Annotated in this window: 16 protein-coding genes; 7 read left to right on the top strand and 9 right to left on the bottom strand. The window is 63.7% G+C overall.

The window, feature by feature from the left end; genetic code table 11:
• Positions 1-148 precede the first annotated feature (148 nt).
• On the bottom strand, positions 149-661 hold the full coding sequence (locus AB3G31_RS05890; protein WP_367849265.1) for a hypothetical protein: 513 nt from the start codon (positions 659-661) through the stop codon (positions 149-151).
• An 11-nt stretch (positions 662-672) separates the two neighbouring features.
• Entirely contained in the window at positions 673-1,791 is a 1,119-nt protein-coding gene (locus tag AB3G31_RS05885; protein ID WP_367849264.1) for a cupin domain-containing protein, read from the bottom strand.
• A 54-nt stretch (positions 1,792-1,845) separates the two neighbouring features.
• Between AB3G31_RS05885 and AB3G31_RS05880 the strand changes: the two genes are divergently transcribed.
• Positions 1,846-2,370, top strand: a complete 525-nt coding sequence (locus tag AB3G31_RS05880) for a peptidylprolyl isomerase (protein WP_367849263.1) — start codon at positions 1,846-1,848, stop codon at positions 2,368-2,370.
• A gap of 81 nt (positions 2,371-2,451) precedes the next feature.
• Here the strand turns inward: AB3G31_RS05880 and AB3G31_RS05875 are convergent, their stop codons facing one another.
• The gene (locus tag AB3G31_RS05875; protein ID WP_367849262.1) at positions 2,452-3,756 is read right to left on the bottom strand and encodes a GNAT family N-acetyltransferase; all 1,305 of its coding nucleotides are present in this window, start codon (positions 3,754-3,756) and stop codon (positions 2,452-2,454) included.
• Positions 3,757-3,878: 122 nt separating this feature from the next.
• On the opposite strand from AB3G31_RS05875, the gene AB3G31_RS05870 reads away from it, so the two are divergent.
• Both AB3G31_RS05870 and AB3G31_RS05865 read left to right on the top strand, forming a co-directional pair.
• Positions 3,879-5,087: an MFS transporter gene (locus tag AB3G31_RS05870; RefSeq protein WP_367849261.1), complete on the top strand. Its 1,209-nt coding sequence runs from the start codon at positions 3,879-3,881 to the stop codon at positions 5,085-5,087.
• Positions 5,074-6,168, top strand: coding sequence for an NAD(P)/FAD-dependent oxidoreductase (locus tag AB3G31_RS05865; protein WP_367849260.1), 1,095 nt, complete (start codon positions 5,074-5,076; stop codon positions 6,166-6,168). The genes AB3G31_RS05870 and AB3G31_RS05865 overlap by 14 nt, the downstream gene beginning before the upstream one ends.
• Before the next feature lie 63 nt (positions 6,169-6,231).
• Here the strand turns inward: AB3G31_RS05865 and AB3G31_RS05860 are convergent, their stop codons facing one another.
• The 6 genes from AB3G31_RS05860 to AB3G31_RS05835 all read right to left on the bottom strand — a co-directional run bounded on the left by AB3G31_RS05860 (position 6,232) and on the right by AB3G31_RS05835 (position 12,340).
• Positions 6,232-7,155 (bottom strand): sugar kinase, encoded by a 924-nt coding sequence (locus tag AB3G31_RS05860; RefSeq protein WP_367849259.1) that lies wholly within the window; start codon positions 7,153-7,155, stop codon positions 6,232-6,234.
• Positions 7,156-7,171: 16 nt separating this feature from the next.
• Positions 7,172-8,611, bottom strand: a complete 1,440-nt coding sequence (locus AB3G31_RS05855) for an aldehyde dehydrogenase family protein (protein ID WP_367849258.1) — start codon at positions 8,609-8,611, stop codon at positions 7,172-7,174.
• 12 nt (positions 8,612-8,623) lie between these two features.
• Positions 8,624-9,535: a 5-dehydro-4-deoxyglucarate dehydratase gene (gene kdgD, locus AB3G31_RS05850; RefSeq protein WP_367849257.1), complete on the bottom strand. Its 912-nt coding sequence runs from the start codon at positions 9,533-9,535 to the stop codon at positions 8,624-8,626.
• A gap of 51 nt (positions 9,536-9,586) precedes the next feature.
• Positions 9,587-10,561 carry a Bug family tripartite tricarboxylate transporter substrate binding protein gene (locus AB3G31_RS05845; protein ID WP_367849256.1) on the bottom strand — a complete coding sequence of 325 codons (975 nt, stop codon included), beginning with the start codon at positions 10,559-10,561 and terminating at the stop codon, positions 9,587-9,589.
• 76 nt (positions 10,562-10,637) lie between these two features.
• Positions 10,638-11,525 (bottom strand): SMP-30/gluconolactonase/LRE family protein, encoded by an 888-nt coding sequence (locus tag AB3G31_RS05840; protein ID WP_367849255.1) that lies wholly within the window; start codon positions 11,523-11,525, stop codon positions 10,638-10,640.
• A gap of 5 nt (positions 11,526-11,530) precedes the next feature.
• Positions 11,531-12,340, bottom strand: a complete 810-nt coding sequence (locus AB3G31_RS05835) for an NAD-dependent epimerase/dehydratase family protein (RefSeq protein WP_367849254.1) — start codon at positions 12,338-12,340, stop codon at positions 11,531-11,533.
• 193 nt (positions 12,341-12,533) lie between these two features.
• Here AB3G31_RS05835 and AB3G31_RS05830 point away from each other — a divergent pair, with 193 nt between their 5' ends.
• The 4 genes from AB3G31_RS05830 to AB3G31_RS05815 all read left to right on the top strand — a co-directional run bounded on the left by AB3G31_RS05830 (position 12,534) and on the right by AB3G31_RS05815 (position 16,356).
• Positions 12,534-13,358, top strand: coding sequence for a FadR/GntR family transcriptional regulator (locus AB3G31_RS05830; RefSeq protein WP_367849253.1), 825 nt, complete (start codon positions 12,534-12,536; stop codon positions 13,356-13,358).
• A 106-nt stretch (positions 13,359-13,464) separates the two neighbouring features.
• Complete coding sequence (locus AB3G31_RS05825) at positions 13,465-14,451, top strand: TRAP transporter substrate-binding protein (protein ID WP_367849252.1); 987 nt, start codon at positions 13,465-13,467, stop codon at positions 14,449-14,451.
• A gap of 67 nt (positions 14,452-14,518) precedes the next feature.
• Complete coding sequence (locus tag AB3G31_RS05820) at positions 14,519-15,001, top strand: TRAP transporter small permease (RefSeq protein WP_367849251.1); 483 nt, start codon at positions 14,519-14,521, stop codon at positions 14,999-15,001.
• A 2-nt stretch (positions 15,002-15,003) separates the two neighbouring features.
• Entirely contained in the window at positions 15,004-16,356 is a 1,353-nt protein-coding gene (locus AB3G31_RS05815) for a TRAP transporter large permease (RefSeq protein WP_367849250.1), read from the top strand.
• The last annotated feature ends 50 nt before the right edge of the window (positions 16,357-16,406 follow it).

Below are 16,406 nucleotides of genomic sequence, written 5' to 3'. Positions count from 1 at the left end.
AGTAGAAACAATTTCCGGAAATCGTCAGCATAACTTTACGTGTATGTGACCGAGAGAAAGCACTCGAGCTCTTTCAACTCAGCCTTCAATTATAAGCTTCTTCTTCTGCAATGCCGAAAAACCCTTACTCGTAAATACAACATGGATGCTACAAGCCCAGGGTTGTGGATGGGAACGCCGGGCTGCTTTTGCGCAGCCATTCGCCCTGTGCCTGCTGCAGCAGAACGCGCTGCTGGGCGTCATCGCCGCACACGCCGCTGCTGTGCTCCAGGTCCAGGCGGCGCAGGGTCCAGACCGGGCTATGCAGGGCGCTGGGCAGATCTTGCGGGTCGGCGCTGCGGCACGCGCGGCAGTCGATCAGGTGCGACCAGGTGGTGCGCCAGGCCACAAAACGGGGGTGGCGGCGCACGACGGCATCGAAGGACACGGCCAGCATGGTGAACTGTCGGCCTCGCCGTGCCCAATTTTGTAACGATGTGCAAACTTCGCGCTCACCCAACGGCCAGTCCTCAAAAGTCGGGTCGCTGATGACGATCTCGTGCCAGCCCTCGTGCGCCGCGCAGGCCAGGGCATCGCGCACCACCTGCTGGAACGCCACCCGGCCCAAAAAGCGGCCGCTGGGGTGTTGGGGCGCATCGGCGGCGGGCAGCAAATCGTCCATGGCAAAACCTTTCAGTGGGAGTGCACCCAGCCATTGGCGCACCACGACAGCACCAGGGAGCGGGCGTCGGCGCTGGCGCGGGCCAGTTCTTTGGCCCCCAGTGTGCGCGCATCGGCCAGGCGGCGCATCAGGGTGGCATCGCGCCCGGCGGCCCGAAAGCTTTCGCCATTGATGAAGATGTGCTGCGCGTCATAGAACATGCGGCTGCGCGGGTCCAGCGTGACGGCACCCAGCGGTTCCGACGGTTCGTTGGCCTCAAACCAGACCTGGGCCTTGGGCTCGGTGAGCACCTCGCCCAAGGCGCATTGCAGGGCCACGGGGTCGTCCAGCATCTCTTGCAGCGCGGTCTGCGCAAAATCCTGCAAGGCGGCCGGAATGGCACCCGGGGTGTCGGTGGCAGGCTGGTCGGGGTCGCTGTACAAGGCTTCGCCGACGGCATCCTCGGCCTCTTCGGCCATGCGCTGCATGAGTTCGCGGACCAGTTCGGCGCGCTTGGGCGCACGGAAACCGACCGAATAGGTCATGCACTCGCCCACCGCCACGCCATCGTGGGCGTAACGGGGTGGCAGGTAGAGCATGTCGCCAGGCTCCAATACAAATTCTTGCTCGGGCACAAAGTTGGCCAGGATTTTCAGCGGTGCGCCGTCCACCAGGGTCAGGTCTTTTTGCCGACCGATGCGCCAGCGGCGCTGGCCGTGGGCCTGCAGCAAAAACACGTCGTAGCTGTCAAAGTGCGGGCCAACGCCGCCGCCATCGGTGGCAAAGCTCACCATCACGTCGTCCAGCCGCGCGTCGGGTACGAAGCGAAACTGCTGCAGCAGTTCGTGCACCGTGGCGGCGTGGGTGTCCACGCCCTGCACCAGCAAAGTCCAGCCGGGGGTTTTCAGGGGCGGCAGGGCGCGGCGCGACAAAGGGCCGTTTTTCATCTTCCAGCCGGTATCGGTCTGGGTGACCAGGCGCGATTCGACCTCGTCCTGCTCGGCCAGGGCCAGCAGCGCACTGCGGTCCAGCAGGGCCTGAAAGTGGGGAATAGCCTGGCGGATCAGCAAAGGCTTCTTTTGCCAGTAGTCGCGCATGAATTGCTGCGGGCTGAGTCCGCCCAGCAGCGGCAAAGTTTGGGTGGTGTCCACAGATATCCTTGGGTGTGTCATGAAGGCCGTTGCCTAAACTGCGACAATTCTCCTATGGAAATTACCCAACAATGTGTGGTCGCTCTGACCTGGACGCTCAAGGACACCCTGGGCGTGGAACTCGATGTGCTCGACGAGCCGGTAGAACTTCTGGTGGGCGGCGGCGATCTGCTCAAGAAGGTGGAAGACGAATTGCAGGGCCACCAGGTCGGCGATGTGCTGGAGCTGCAGCTGGAGCCGGAGGAGGCCTTTGGCGATTTCAACGACCAATTGATCTTTCTGGAAGCGCGCAGCCTGTTCCCCGATGTGCTGGAAGAAGGCATGAGTTTTGATGGCAACGCCCTGCCCGAAGGTATCAGCCCTGAGGTGCCCCGCGATGGCTTGTACATCGTGTCTGAAATCTACCCCGAGCATGTGGTGCTGGACGGCAACCACCCGCTGGCCGGGATGGCGCTGCGCCTGAAACTGGGCGTGGCTGGTGTGCGCGAAGCGACCGAAGAAGAAATTGGCCGGGGCACTACCGGTACCAGCTTCTTCAATGTGTCGTCCGGCGCGCCCGATGGGGATTACCTGCACTGAGCAGCCCCTGAGAATTTTTCAACAAAATATGCCTCTTGTGCTTACTCCATCAGCGCAAGAAGCTATTAAATATATAGCAAATCAAACGACCGCGGGCATGGCGACGTGGGCGTGGGTGGTGCCGGATTCCAGCGCCAGCACGCAGCGCAACCAGGCGGCGTCGGGTGCGTCGATCTTGAAGCCGTAGAAGCCGTCTTTGGCGCGCACCACCATCGCCCGCACGGTGGATTTTTCGCCCTGCCCCAGATGCACACACGCAGCCCCCCACAGCTGCGCGGGCAGTGCACTCGCGCAGTGCGCCTGAAAACCACCGTTGGAGATTTCAATGACATCCAGCGTATGGATCTCGGACCCCTCCGAGCGTTCCAACTGCAGCTCGGCCGGGCATTTGAGCGAATAGCGCGGATGGGCGCGCAGCGGATGCGCTTCTGTGGCGGCAGACGCCATCGCAGGCAACACGCTTTGGTATTCGGGCAGGTTGTAGATGGTGTGCAACAGCGCTTTTTTGCGCGGGTCCAATTGCGCGAAGCCCTGGGTCTTCACGTTGAAAAAATATTCCAGCAGCAAAGGGGTCATCACCGGGTCGTTGGTGGTGAAGTAGCGGCGGTTGGGCAGCACGATGTTGGGCAACACCAGCTCCATGAAATAGGCATGCAGATTTTTACGCTGGGGCTTGCGTCCGTAGATAGTCTTGAACTGCTGCGGCGCTGCATGCAGGTCCAGACTGGCCCCGACAGCAGGGGCACCGTTGGCAAAGTCGTAGCTGTCCACCGGGGTGGCGCGCAGGCGCTCGAAGAACAGCAGCGACTCGTACATTTCGATCCGGTTGGGGTTCACCGCAATCACCAGGTGCCGGGTATCGAAAAAGGTGGCGCAGTAGGTGAACATGAACTTCATCAGCGGGAACAGGATGGCCCCACCGGTCTTGCGAAAGTCCGGGTGCACCGCCAGCGCCGACACCTCGGCAATGTTGCCGCCCACCTCGCGCACGGTGTTCAGGTCAAAGATCGCCTGCAGCGGAAAGCCAAACACGCTTTCGCGGATCAATGAAATGGTGCCGACCACCTGGCCGTCGATCTTGGCGCACAGGGTGGTGGTGGTGGGCAGCGCGTGGTAGAGCGTGACCCGCATGCCGCTGGGGTCGGCCTGCATGAAGCCCGCGTTCACGTAGGCGTCGTGCAGCAGGCCAAAGCAGGCCTCCAGTTCCTCGCGGGTTTCGGCGATTTTCAGCACCAGCTTCGGGTCGGGTGCGGCGTCGCAATCCACAAACGAGCGGTACACCGCAAACCGCAGGGGCCGGGGCGCAGAGGCAAACAGCTTGCGAATAGCCAGGTGCAGGAACTTTCGCGCCGACGCGCTGACTGAATGGGGAGCCGCTTTTGCCATGCTTGTACCTCCGAGGGAAAAATGCCCCTCCAGTATCGTAACCAACCGTTACCTGCGTTGCTACTGGATGCACCCTTATGATGGATCGCCCTGCCCTTTCTCCACCTACCGAAAAGACCCCCTTGGACTCTCTTTTTGCGCACCGCGCTTTTCTCCGCCTGTGGATTGCGCGGGTCTTCGGGACCCTGGGCAGCCAGATCCTGATGCTGGCTGTGGGTTGGCAAATGTACGACCTGACCGGCAGCGCCTGGGACCTGGGCCTGGTGGGGCTGCTGCAGTTCCTGCCCGCCCTGCTGCTGTCGCTGGTGGCCGGGCATGTGGCCGACCGGGTGCACCGCGGGCGCATTGTGGCCACCTGCGTGGCCCTGCAGGCGCTGGTGGCGCTGACCCTGCTGTGGGTCACGCACGAACAGTGGGTGAGCCGCGAATGGCTGCTGACCGTGTCGCTGGTGCTGGGTGCGGCGCGTGCCTTCCAGATGCCGGCACAGCAGGCCCTGACGCCGCTGCTGGTGCCACCGGCCCTGCTGCCACGCGCCATGGCCATGAGTGCAGCGGGCATGCAGGCGGCCACCATCGGCGGCCCGGCGCTGGGCGGGGCCATCTTTCTGGCCGGGGCCAGCGCGGTGTATGGCACGGGCGTACTGCTGTTCGGCGTGAGTGTGGTGCTGCTGTCGGGCCTGCGCTACGACCACGTACCGCCACCGCGCGAACCCATGACCATCCGCAGCGTGCTGGCCGGAGTGCACTTCATCTGGGAGAAGAAAACCATTCTGGGCGCCGTCTCGCTGGACCTGTTTGCGGTGTTGCTGGGCGGCGCCACGGCCTTGCTGCCGATGTTTGCCAAAGACATCTTGCACACAGGGCCCTGGGGCCTGGGCCTGCTGCGCGCCTCCCCGGCCGTGGGGGCGTTGGCGATGTCCATCGTGCTGGCGCGCTGGCCGCTGCAGCGCAAAGTGGGCCGCACCCTGCTGTTGGCGGTGGCGGTGTACGGTGTCTGCATGGTGGTGTTTGGCGCGTCCACCAGCCTGGTGCTGTCGCTGGCGGCGCTGGGAATTTCGGGTGGGGCCGACATGGTCAGCGTGGTGGTGCGGCAAAGCCTGGTGCAACTGGAAACGCCCAACGAAATGCGCGGCCGGGTCAGCGCCGTCAACTCGGTGTTTATTGGCGCGTCCAACCAGTTGGGCGAATTTGAATCCGGGGCCACCGCCGCGTTGCTGGGGCCGGTGGGCTCGGTGGTGCTGGGCGGCATTGGCACGCTCATCGTGGCCGTGCTTTGGCTCAGGCTTTTCCCTGGTTTGGCACAACGGGACACGCTCCATGGACAAGGTTGATGCGGTCGTTATTGGTGCAGGCGTCGTCGGCCTGGCCGTCGCGCGGGCGCTGGCCTTGCAAGGCCGCGAGGTGCTGGTGCTGGAAGCCGCCGAGGCCATCGGCACCGGCACCAGCGCGCGCAACAGCGAAGTCGTCCACGCCGGTATTTACTACGCCCCCGGCTCGCTCAAGGCGCAGCTGTGCGTGCGCGGCAAGCAGCTGCTGTACGCCTACTGCGCCGAGCGCGGCATTGGCCACCAGCGCTGCGGCAAGCTCATCGTGGCCACCGATGCCGGGCAGCTTGCGAAGCTGGAAAACATCCGCGCCCAGGCCACCGCCAACGGCGTGGACGACCTGCTCCTGCTGGACCGCGCTAGCGCCCGGGCGCTGGAGCCGCAGCTGGAATGCACCGGCGCGCTGCTGTCGCCCAGCACCGGCATCGTCGACAGCCACGCGCTGATGCTGGCGCTGCTGGGCGACCTGGAGCACGCAGGCGGAATTTTGGCACTCAATAGCCCTCTAGCGCTTATGGAATCAGCGCAAGAAGCTATTATTTTGGAAGCAAATGACGGCACCCGACTGCAAGCCCGCAGCGTGGTCAACGCCGCCGGACTGCAGGCCCCCGCCCTGGCCCGCCGCTGCGCCGGGCTGGATGCGCGCTTTGTGCCCACGCCCTACTTCGCCAAAGGCAACTACTTCACCCTGAGCGGGCGGGCGCCGTTTACGCACCTCATCTACCCCGCCCCGCAGACCGCCGGGCTGGGCGTGCACCTCACGCTAGACCTGGGCGGCCAGGCCAAGTTTGGCCCCGACGTGCAGTGGGTCGACGACCCAGACGACCTGGTGGTAGACCCGGCCCGCGGCGATGCCTTCTACGCCGAGGTGCGCAAATACTGGCCCGGCCTGCCAGACGGCGCGCTGCAACCCGGCTACGCGGGCATCCGCCCCAAAATCCAGGCGCCGCATGAAGCGGCCAAAGACTTCCTCATCCAGGGCCCGGCAGTGCACGGCGTGCCGGGCTTGGTGAATTTGTTCGGGATTGAATCGCCGGGGCTGACCAGCTGTTTGGCGCTGGGAGAATACGTTGCCCGGATGGTGTAGATCCGCAATTTAGATAAAACCCGCTGCCCACGCCCACCGCATAAGTACAAGCAGCTCTTTTTTCTATAGCAACAGGTCCGCCATCGCATCCAGGGGAATCAAAGCCCCCCGGTACTGGATGACGCGGGCGGCCAGGCGGTTGCCTTGGGTGGCGGCGGACTCCACGCTGCCGCCTTGCAGGCGCACGGCCAGGTAGCCTGCAGCGAAGGAGTCGCCTGCGGCGGTGGTGTCCACGACTTTTTCGACGGGCTCGGTGGCAATTTCTTGCACGCCGCTGGCGATGCGCACCAGGGTGGAATCGCGGCCCCGCTTGATGGCGACCTCGGGGCATGGCAGGGCCGACGCGGCTTCCACGGCGGCTTCCAGCGTGGGCAGACCCCGCAGGGCTTGCTCGTCGTCGGCGGTGACCAGGGCGATGCTGGCCAGGGCATAGGCACGGTCGAACCAGGCATGCGCCTCGGCGCGGCTGGCCCACAGACGGGGGCGGTAGTTGTTGTCAAACACCACAGTGGCCCCGCGCGCGCGCAGGCGGGCCATCAAGGCCAGCAGACGCTCGCGGCCCTTCGTTGGCAGGATGGCGAGGCTAATGCCGCTCAGGTAGAGCGCGTCGATCTGGTCCGCAGCTTGCTCCAGTGGCGTTTCTGGCGCATCGAAATACGCCTTGGCCGCGCTGTGGTCGCGCCAGTAGCTGAAGCTGCGCTCGCCATGGGCGTCTACCTCGATCAAATACAAGCCCGGCATGCGGCCCGGCAGGCGCTGCACCAAGCTGGTGTCCAGCGCCTCGGCCTGCCAGCGCGTGAGCAGGCCGCTGCTCAGGCCGTCGTCGCCCAGTGCGGTGGCATAACCCACCTGCAGCTTGCCTGCCGCACACCGCGCCAGGTAGACGGCGGTGTTCAGCGTGTCGCCGCCAAAGCCTTGCTGCATGGGGCCGAAGGCCTGGCCTTGCAGCTCCAGCATGCATTCGCCGAACAACACGACGCGCGGCATGGCGTTCAAGCTCCGATCAAGCGCCGATGTAGGCGGTCTTCACCGTGGTGAAGAACTCTTGCGCATAGCGGCCCTGCTCACGCGAGCCGTAGCTGCTGCCCTTGCGGCCGCCAAATGGCACGTGGTAGTCCACGCCTGCGGTGGGCAGGTTCACCATGACCATACCGGCCTGGCTGTGGCGCTTGAAGTGCGTGGCGTATTTCAGGCTGGTGGTGGCAATGCCTGCGGACAGGCCAAACGGCGTGTTGTTCGACTCGGCCAGGGCGGCCTCGTAGTCTTTCACGCGGATGACGCTGGCCAAGGGGCCAAAGACTTCTTCGCGGTTGATGCGCATGGCGGAGGTGGTGTCCAGCAGCAAGGCCGGGGCCATGTAGAAGCCCTCGGTGGTGCGCTCCAGGCGTGCGCCGCCCGCGGCGAGTTGCGCGCCCTCGGCCTGGCCGATGGCCACGTAGTCCAGATCCTGCTGGAGCTGCGACAGGGACGACACCGGGCCGATGTCGATACCGGCTTGCAAAGCATCGCCGATCTTCAGCGTGGCCATGCGGGCCTGCACGGCTTCCACGAACTTGCCGTAGATGCCGTCGGTGACGATCAGGCGGCTGGACGCGGTGCAGCGCTGGCCGGTGCTGAAGAAGGCGCTTTGCACGCTGAGCTCGACAGCCTGGTTCAGGTCGGCATCGTCCAGGATGATTTGCGGGTTCTTGCCGCCCATCTCCAGCTGCACCTTCTTCAGGTTCACGGCGCACTGCTGGGCGATACGGCCGCCCACGCCTTGCGAGCCGGTGAAGCTGATGCCGTTGATGCCGGGGTGGTTGACCAGCGGGTCGCCAATGACCGAGCCGCGGCCCATCACCAGGTTGAACACGCCTGCGGGGATGCCGCTGCGGCTGATGATCTCGGCCAGCGCCCAGGCGCAGCCGGGCACCAGATCGGCGGGCTTCAGCACCACGCAGTTGCCGTAGGCCAGGGCCGGGGCAATCTTCCAGGCGGGGATGGCGATGGGGAAGTTCCAGGGGGTGATCAAACCCACCACGCCCAGCGGTTCGCGGGTGATTTCCACCGCCACGCCGGAGCGCACCGAGGGCACGATCTCGCCCGTCAGGCGCAGGCATTCACCGGCGAAGAACTTGAAGATGTTGCCCGCACGGGTGGCTTCGCCAATGCCTTCGGGCTTGGTTTTGCCTTCTTCGCGGGCCAGCAGCGTGCCCAGCTCTTCGCGGCGGGCCAGGATTTCGGTGCCAATCTTGTCCAGCGCGTCGGCGCGGGCCTGCACGTTGCCGGTGGACCAGGCGGGGAAAGCCGCCTGCGCCGCCTGCACGGCAGCATCCAGCTGGGCCGCGTCGCCCTGGGTGTACTCGCCGATCACATCGGCCAGATTCGACGGGTTGATGTTGGGCGCGTAGCTATTGCCAGCGACCCAGGCACCGTTGATGTAGTTATCAAATTTTTGTGTCATGGCAGATACCAATTATTGTGGGCCGAGTTTCTGGATCAGCACCGCGAGTTCTTCCATCTCGGCGGGCTTCAGATTGGTCAGGGGGGCGCGCACCGGGCCGCCGTCGTGGCCGACGATGGTGGCACCGGCCTTGATGATGCTCACGCCGTAGCCTTCGACGCGGTTGCGGATGGCCAGGTAGGGCATGAAGAATTCCTTCAACAGCTTGTGCTGCGTAGGCAGGTCATCGGCGGCCACCGCATGGTAGAAGTCCATGGCGGTCTTGGGGATGAAGTTGAACACGGCCGACGAGTACACCGGCGTGCCCAGCGCCTTGTAGGCGGCTGCGTAGACTTCAGCGGTGGGCAGGCCGCCCAGGTAGGCAAAGCGGTCGCCCATTTTCATGAAGATGGAGGACATGGTTTCGATGTTGCCCACGCCGTCCTTGAAGCCGATCAGGTTGGGGCAGCGCTCGGCCAGGATGGCCAGCGAGTTGGGGGTGAGCTTGGTGCGGTCGCGGTTGTAGACGATGACGCCAAACTTCACGCTGTTGCAGACCTGGGCCACGTGCTCGATCAGGCCTTCCTGTCCGGCTTCGGTCAGGTAGTGCGGCAGCAGCAGCACGCCGTGGGCACCCAGGCGCTCGGCTTCCTGGGCATGGGCGATGGCCATGCGGGTGGGGCCACCGGCACCGGCAATGATGGGCACCACGCCACGGCAGGTGTCCACCGCGGTCTTGACGACCTGGCTGTACTCGGCACCCACCAGCGAGAAGTATTCGCCCGTGCCACCGGCAGCAAACAGCGCCGATGCGCCGTAAGGAGCCAGCCATTCCAGGCGCTTGATGTAGGTGCTGGGGCGGAAGTCGCCGTTGTCATCGAAGTCGGTGATGGGGAAAGACAGCAGGCCGGAGCCCATGATGGATTTGAGTTCTTGCGGATTCATTTTTGTGGTTCTCTCTCGAAAAAAAGCTTGGGTAGCTAGAAATGCGGCGGCTCAGTCGAGCTGGATGTTGGCGTCTGCCACCACCTTGGCCCAACGGCTGCGTTCGCGGTTGAAAAACTGGTCTTGCTCGCCTGGCAGCATGGTGACCACCTCGGCCCCCTGGCCGGTCAGTCGGGCGCGGATCTCGGCGCTGCGGATGATCTTGATCAGCTCGGTATTCAGCCGGGCAATCACGGCAGGCGGTGTGCCATTGGCCACCAGCACGCCTTGCCAGGTGCCGGATTCAAAGTCGGTCAGGCCCTGCTCGGCCAGCGTGGGCACATTGCCCACCAGTGGCATGCGGGTCTTTTTGGAGATGCCCAGCACCTTGAGCTTGCCGCTTTGCACATGCGGCAAGGTGGCCAGCATGCCATTCATCAGCACCTGGGTCTGGCCGCCGATAGTGTCGGAGATGGCTTGCACGCCCCCCTTGTAAGGTACGTACACCCACTTGGCACCGCTGGCGCGCTCTACCGCCACCCCGGCCACGTGGGGCGCACTGCCCATGGCGGTAACGGCGAAGTTGAGGTCGGTCTTTTTGGACAAGGCCACCAACTCTTTCAGGTTGTTGGCCGGCACCGAGGGGTGCACCACCAGCATGTGCGGCGAGTAGGCCAGCATGGTCACGCCGCGCAAATCCTTGCTCGGGTCAAACGCCAGCTTGGTGTAGACCGAGGGGCTGATGGCCAGCGCGCCCACGTCGCACAGCAGCAGGGTGTAGCCGTCGGGTGCGGACTTGGCCACAAAGTCGGCCCCGAGGTTGCCGTTGGCACCGGCCTTGTTTTCCACGATGACCGATTGCTTCAGCGCCTCAGACAGCAACTGGCTGATGGCGCGGGCAATGATGTCCGACGAACCACCGGGCGGGTACGGCACGATCAGTTTGATGGGCTTGCTGGGCCAGGCCTGGGCCTGCGCCAACACGGGTGCAGCCAGTGCCAGGGCACCGGTGGCAGACAGAACGACCTGGCGGCGGGAAATAGTCATTTGCTCCTCCTTTGATAGCTGCCCATGCTCAAGGAATAAGCACAAGACAGCGATTTCTTATAAATTGTGGTGCCATTCACAGCGGAAACTGGCTGAACACCGGCTCGGGCAGGCCCCGCACGCCGGGTTGCAGGGCAAACACCGCCCCGTTCAAGCCGGGCGCAGCGGCATCCACCGTGCCGGGCAGGATGGAGGCGACATACAGCACGTCCAGATTGGCACCGCCAAACGCGCACATCGACGGCTTGGCCACCGGCACTTCCAGCGACTGCAGCAGGCGGCCCTGCGGGTCGAAGCGGTGCACCAGACCGGCATCGTTGCCGCAAATCCAGTAGCAGCCCTCGGCGTCCACCGCCGCGCCATCCGGGCGGCCGGGCAGCGGGACCATGTCAACAAACACGCGCTGGTGACTCAAGGCTCCGTTGGCCGCAAGGTCAAAAGCCCAGATCTTTTGCACGCTGGGGTGCGAGTCCGACAGGTAGGCGGTGCTGCCGTCGGGGCTGAAGGCCAGGCCGTTGGGGGTGATCAGGCCGTCCAGCGGCAGCGCGCGCAGGCCGTTGCGGTCCAGGCAGTACAGGCGACCCAGGGGCGAGGCCAGGCCCATGTCCATCACCATGCTGCCCACCCAGAAGCGGCCCTGCGCGTCACAGCGCCCGTCGTTGAAGCGCATGCCGGGGCCTGCGTGGGTGACGGGTGCCAGGCATTCCAGCATCACCTCCGGCACATCCAAGAGGGTCACCGCAAAAATGCCGGTTTCCATGGCGGCCACCAGTTGGCCGACGGTGGCGGTCAAGCCGATGCAGCCCACGCGCTCGGGCAGGGTCCAGCTTTGCACGGTGTCCGACGCGGGATCCCAACGGCGGATCTGCCGCGCTTCAATGTCGACCCAGTACAGGGCCTGCTCGGCCACCGACCACACCGGGCTTTCGCCCACGCGGTCGCGGTTGCTGGAGATAGTGGTCACGCTGCTCACGCCTCGTAGGGGCCCATGCGCACAAACGCGCCACCCTGGTGCAGCGCGGCCGGGTCACTGAAGTCCGGTGCGGCCGTGCGGGCGTACACCGCCTCGCGGAACACGTCGGAGCTGTCTTGCGGCACATAGCCCACATGGCGGGCGCGGCTGTTGTCCCACCAGGTGACGGCGTTGTTGGACATGCCAAAGATGATGCTGTAGCCCAGCGCTGGCGTGGTCAGGCAGGCGGTGATCAGGCGGTGCAGGTCGTCAAAGCTCAAGAAGGTGGCCAGCATGCGGCGGTCGCGTGGCTCAATGAAGGACGAGCCGATGCGCACGCAGGCGGTCTCAATCCCGTAGCGGTCAAAGTAGTAGCGCGCAAGGTCTTCACCAAAGGCCTTGCTCAGGCCGTAGTTGCCGTCGGGGCGGGCGGGCGCGTCGGCGGTGATGGTCTCGTCCTGGCGGTAGAAGCCGGTGACGTGGTTGGAGCTGGCAAAAATCACCCGCTTCACGCCAAACTTGCGGGCCGCCTCGTACAGGTTGTAGGTGCCCAGGATGTTGGCCATCATGATGGGCTCAAACGGGCCGTCCAGCGACTTGCCGCCCATGTGCACGATGGCATCCACGCCCTGCACCATGGCATCGACCTGGGAGGCGTTGGCCAGATCGGCCAGCATGATTTCTTCGCCCGCGGCAGCCGCGCCGAAGTCCACCACATCCGACAATCGCAGTGTGGTGCAGTTTTGCTTGAGACTCTCGCGCAAAACTTTGCCCAGACCACCGGCAGCGCCGGTTAACAAAATTTTCTCGTGCAGCTTGATGGCCATATTGGTTCCTGTTAACTTGTTTTGCGTCAGTCCACATGCGCCGATGGAATGCCGGTGGCGCCCCGGGTATTCATCCGCTGGACTTTTACCGGGGCTTTGCTACTATGCATTGGATCGGCTTACACATCAGTCATGTGTTGTCTGACAACCTGCTATTCTGATAACCACTTCATTCCATGTCAAGGCTTTTTTAATGGCATCCGCACAAACCCTTGCGAAATTGGACCCCAGCCTGGCCGCATCCAGCGCCCGCTCCACGCCCGTCCCTCCGCCCTCCCCGGCGTCTGCCGCCGCCCTGGCCCGTCCCCGGCGCACGCGCGGCCTGGTGTTCGAAATCGTCGATGCGCTGGTCGCCGACATCCGCAAAGGCCAACTGCACCCCGGCGACAAGCTGCCCACCGAGGCCGAGTTCATGGCCCGCTTCGAGGTCAGCCGCACGGTAGTGCGTGAGGCCATCTCCAAGCTGCAGGCCTCGGGCCTGGTGGAGACGCGGCATGGCATCGGGACCTTTGTGATCGAGCCACCCGACACCCGCAACTTCAAGATCGCCCCCGAAGATTTCGCCACCGTGTCAGACGTCATCGCCCTGCTGGAGCTGCGCATCAGCCTGGAAACCGAGGCTGCCGGACTGGCGGCCCAGCGGCGCACCCCGGCCAACCTGGCCCAACTGGAGCAGGCGCTGAAAGACTTCAAGGACGCGATTCCACTCGAGTCCGACGGCGTGCCAGCCGACTTCCAGTTCCACATGGAAGTGGCCCGCGCCACCGGCAACCAGCATTTCGCCGACCTGATGACCTACCTGGGCACCATGATCATTCCGCGCACCCGTGTCAAAACCCTGGAGCACGTGCCCGAGGGACGGCTGGCCTACCTGCTCAAGGTGCATGGCGAGCACGAAAGCATCTACCACGCCATCCGCGACCAGGACAGCGACTCGGCCCGTGCCGCCATGCGCACCCACCTGTCGAACAGCCGCGAACGGCTGCGCAAAAGCCAGCCCCTGGACGCCGCCAAGTAGCGTTGATTCGGCGCAACTCCGGGGGTTTACCCTTTGTGTCATTTTGTTTTTAAGTTGTAGGATGACTGATAAATTTCATCCCCCCAGCCACTCTACAGGAATCGACATGAAGAATTTCCACCGCCCCCTGATCAGCCTGATCGCCGCCGCCGCCCTGTGCGCCCTCAGCGGCACGGCTGCCGCCCGTAACTTCCGCTCGGCCGACGTGCACTCCAAAGAGTTCCCGACCAACATGGCGGTGAAGTTCATGGGTGACGAGTTGAGCAAGGCCACCGACGGCAAAGACAACATCAAAGTGTTTGGCGACAGCGCCCTGGGTTCTGAAAAGGACACCGTGGAACAGGTGAAGATCGGCGCTATCGACATGGTGCGCGTCAGCCTGGCATCGTTCAACGGCATCGTGCCCGAGTCGATGGTCCCTTCGTTCCCCTTCATCTTCCGTGACCTGGCCCACTTCCGCAAAGCCATCTACGGTGCCGAAGGCGACAAGATTCTGGCAGCCTTCGACAAGGCTGGTTTCGTCGGCCTGGCGATGTACGAGAGCGGTTCACGCTCGATGTACGCCAAGAAGCCGATCAAGACCGTGGCCGACATGAAGGGCTTGAAGATCCGCGTGCAGCCGTCTGACCTGGCCGTCGCCATGGTCACCGCGATGGGCGCATCGCCTGCCCCCATGCCCATGGCCGAGGTCTATTCCGGCCTGAAGACCGGCCTGGTCGATGCTGCAGAAAACAACATTCCTTCGTACGAAGAAGCCAAGCACTACGAGTCGGCCGGCGTGTTCTCCGAAACCATGCACGTGATGACACCCGAAGTCGTGGTCTTCTCCAAGAAGGTCTGGGACACGCTGACACCCGTCGAGCAAGCCGGATTGCGCAAGGCCGCCAAGGCATCGGTAGCGTACTACGTGACCCTGTGGGATGCCAAAGAAAAAGAAGCCAAGATCGCTGTGCTCAAGGGTGGTGCCAAGATCGTCCCCGCGGCCGAAATCGACAAGGCCAGCTTTGTGAACGTGGAAAAGCCCGTCTGGGACAAGTTCGCCACCACGCCTGAATTGAAGGCTCTAGTGCAAGAGATCGTCAACGTCAAATAAGCCTTTGCTGCTGCCACCGCCGCACGTCTCTGGATGTGCGGCGGTGGCAGCGCGGAGAAGCAACACCATGGATTTTTTCAATTCACTGAACGCGCACCTGTCCAACTGGGCGCTGCGCTTAGCGAGCATCTGCCTTGCCGCGCTGGGCATCGTCGTCATTTACGGCGTCATCATGCGTTACGGCTTTAACGATGCGCCACCCTACGTCGAACAGGTAGCCTTGCTGCTGGTGATCTCGGTCGCCATGTTTGGCGCCGCCGCCGGGGTCCACGATGCCGGACATATCGGCTTGGATTCGGTAGTCAAGATGCTATCGGCCAAGGCTCAGTTCTGGTGCTTGGTGGTCGTCGAACTGCTGACCATCACCTTTGCCGCCGTGCTGCTGTATGGCTGCGAACACATGGCCGCCTCGACCCGCCACGACAGCATTCCCACGCTGGGCATTTCTGAAGCCTGGCGTTATGTACCGCCCATGATTGCCGGCGTCCTCATCATCCTGTTTTCAGTCAAGCACATGCTCACACTGTTTACAAAGAAAACCCCTGCCTGACCATGGAACTCGCTGTACTTTCCCTGAGCTTTTTGCTCTTTCTGGTGCTTGGGGTACCGGTGGCGTTTGCCATTGGCCTGAGCTGTCTGGCCACCTTTGCGGTGGAAGGTCTGCCGCTGGCTACCGCCATGCAGATGATGGTGTCGGGCATGAACGTGTTCTCGTTCCTGGCGATTCCGTTCTTCATCTTCTCGGGTGAGTTGATGCTGCACGGCGGCATAGCCGACAAGATCCTGGACTTCGCGCGCAGTATGGTCGGCCACATGCGGGGCGGTCTCGGCTTGGCCAACGTGATGGCTAGCACGCTGTTTGGCGGCGTTTCGGGCTCGCCGATTGCCGACACCTCGGCCATGGGCGGCGTGATGATTCCGATCATGAAGCGCGAAGGCTATAGCGCCGACTACGCGGTCAACGTCACCACCCACGCGTCGCTGACCGGTGCGCTGATGCCCACCTCGCACAACATGATCATCTATGCGTTCGCCGCCCAGGCGGCCAGCGGCATGATCGACGGCCATGTGATCCGCGGTGTGTCGATCGGTGACCTGATGTTTGCGGGCCTGGTGCCGGTGTTCTGGATCATGGTCTGCATGCTGATCGCCGCTTACTGGCAAGCCGTGCACAACGGCTTCCCCAAACGGGCCGATGGCTCGTCCATGCTGGAGAAGTTCCCCGGTTGGGGCGCTGTACTGCGCACCTTCATCGCGGCCATCCCCGGCCTGATGGTGATTGGCGTGATTCTGGGCTGTGTGATGGGTGGGGTGGCCACGGCCACCGAGGCCGCGGCGATTGCCGTGGCCTATTCACTGCTGCTGACCAGCCTGATCTACCGCACCATGAGCCGTGCCAAGGTGGTGATGGCGCTGAAAAAGGCCTCCAAGACCACCGGCGTGATCCTGCTGCTGATTGGCGTGTCGAACATGCTGCGCTGGCAAATGGCGTATCTGGAAATTCCAGATGCGATCGAAGCCGCGCTGCTGCACGCCACCACCACGCCATGGCTGATGCTGCTGTACATCAACATCATCCAGATCTTCCTGGGCATCTTCCTGGACATGGCGGCCCACATTCTGATCACCACGCCGCTGTTCCTGCCACTGGCGATCCAGATGGGCGTGGGCCCGGTGCAGTTCGGCATGATGCTGTTGCTGAACTGTGCGCTGGGCCTGGTCCATCCGCCGGTGGGAACGGTGCAATTCGTAGGCTGTGCCATTGGCAATATTTCGATTGGTGAGGCAACCAAAACCGCGTGGCCGTACTACCTGGCGATCTGGGTGGCCATCAACCTGGTGACCTATGTGCCGGCGTTCTCCACCTGGCTGCCGTCGCTGATTACCGGACACCCGGTGTTCTAGCGCAGCGCCTATCGCTCCCTCCCCCGACCATCCCAGTCCGGCCGCTCTGC

The sequence above is a fragment of the Rhodoferax sp. WC2427 genome (genome assembly GCF_040822085.1).
GTDB lineage: Bacteria > Pseudomonadota > Gammaproteobacteria > Burkholderiales > Burkholderiaceae_C > Rhodoferax_B.
The sequence above is the reverse complement of the archived record's forward strand: the minus strand, read 5'-3'. Positions and strand labels throughout refer to the sequence as shown.

Excerpts from the sequence above, each read along its gene's own strand:
- AB3G31_RS05825 (WP_367849252.1), top strand. The coding sequence starts at position 13,465 with ATGAAGAATTTCCACCGCCCCCTGATCAGCCTGATCGCCGCCGCCGCC.
- AB3G31_RS05865 (WP_367849260.1), top strand. The coding sequence starts at position 5,074 with ATGGACAAGGTTGATGCGGTCGTTATTGGTGCAGGCGTCGTCGGCCTG.
- AB3G31_RS05835 (WP_367849254.1), bottom strand. The coding sequence starts at position 12,340 with ATGGCCATCAAGCTGCACGAGAAAATTTTGTTAACCGGCGCTGCCGGT.
- AB3G31_RS05875 (WP_367849262.1), bottom strand. The coding sequence starts at position 3,756 with ATGGCAAAAGCGGCTCCCCATTCAGTCAGCGCGTCGGCGCGAAAGTTC.
- AB3G31_RS05860 (WP_367849259.1), bottom strand. The coding sequence starts at position 7,155 with ATGCCGCGCGTCGTGTTGTTCGGCGAATGCATGCTGGAGCTGCAAGGC.
- AB3G31_RS05845 (WP_367849256.1), bottom strand. The coding sequence starts at position 10,561 with ATGACTATTTCCCGCCGCCAGGTCGTTCTGTCTGCCACCGGTGCCCTG.
- AB3G31_RS05880 (WP_367849263.1), top strand. The coding sequence starts at position 1,846 with ATGGAAATTACCCAACAATGTGTGGTCGCTCTGACCTGGACGCTCAAG.
- AB3G31_RS05890 (WP_367849265.1), bottom strand. The coding sequence starts at position 661 with ATGGACGATTTGCTGCCCGCCGCCGATGCGCCCCAACACCCCAGCGGC.
- AB3G31_RS05820 (WP_367849251.1), top strand. The coding sequence starts at position 14,519 with ATGGATTTTTTCAATTCACTGAACGCGCACCTGTCCAACTGGGCGCTG.
- AB3G31_RS05855 (WP_367849258.1), bottom strand. The coding sequence starts at position 8,611 with ATGACACAAAAATTTGATAACTACATCAACGGTGCCTGGGTCGCTGGC.
- AB3G31_RS05815 (WP_367849250.1), top strand. The coding sequence starts at position 15,004 with ATGGAACTCGCTGTACTTTCCCTGAGCTTTTTGCTCTTTCTGGTGCTT.
- AB3G31_RS05830 (WP_367849253.1), top strand. The coding sequence starts at position 12,534 with ATGGCATCCGCACAAACCCTTGCGAAATTGGACCCCAGCCTGGCCGCA.
- kdgD (WP_367849257.1), bottom strand. The coding sequence starts at position 9,535 with ATGAATCCGCAAGAACTCAAATCCATCATGGGCTCCGGCCTGCTGTCT.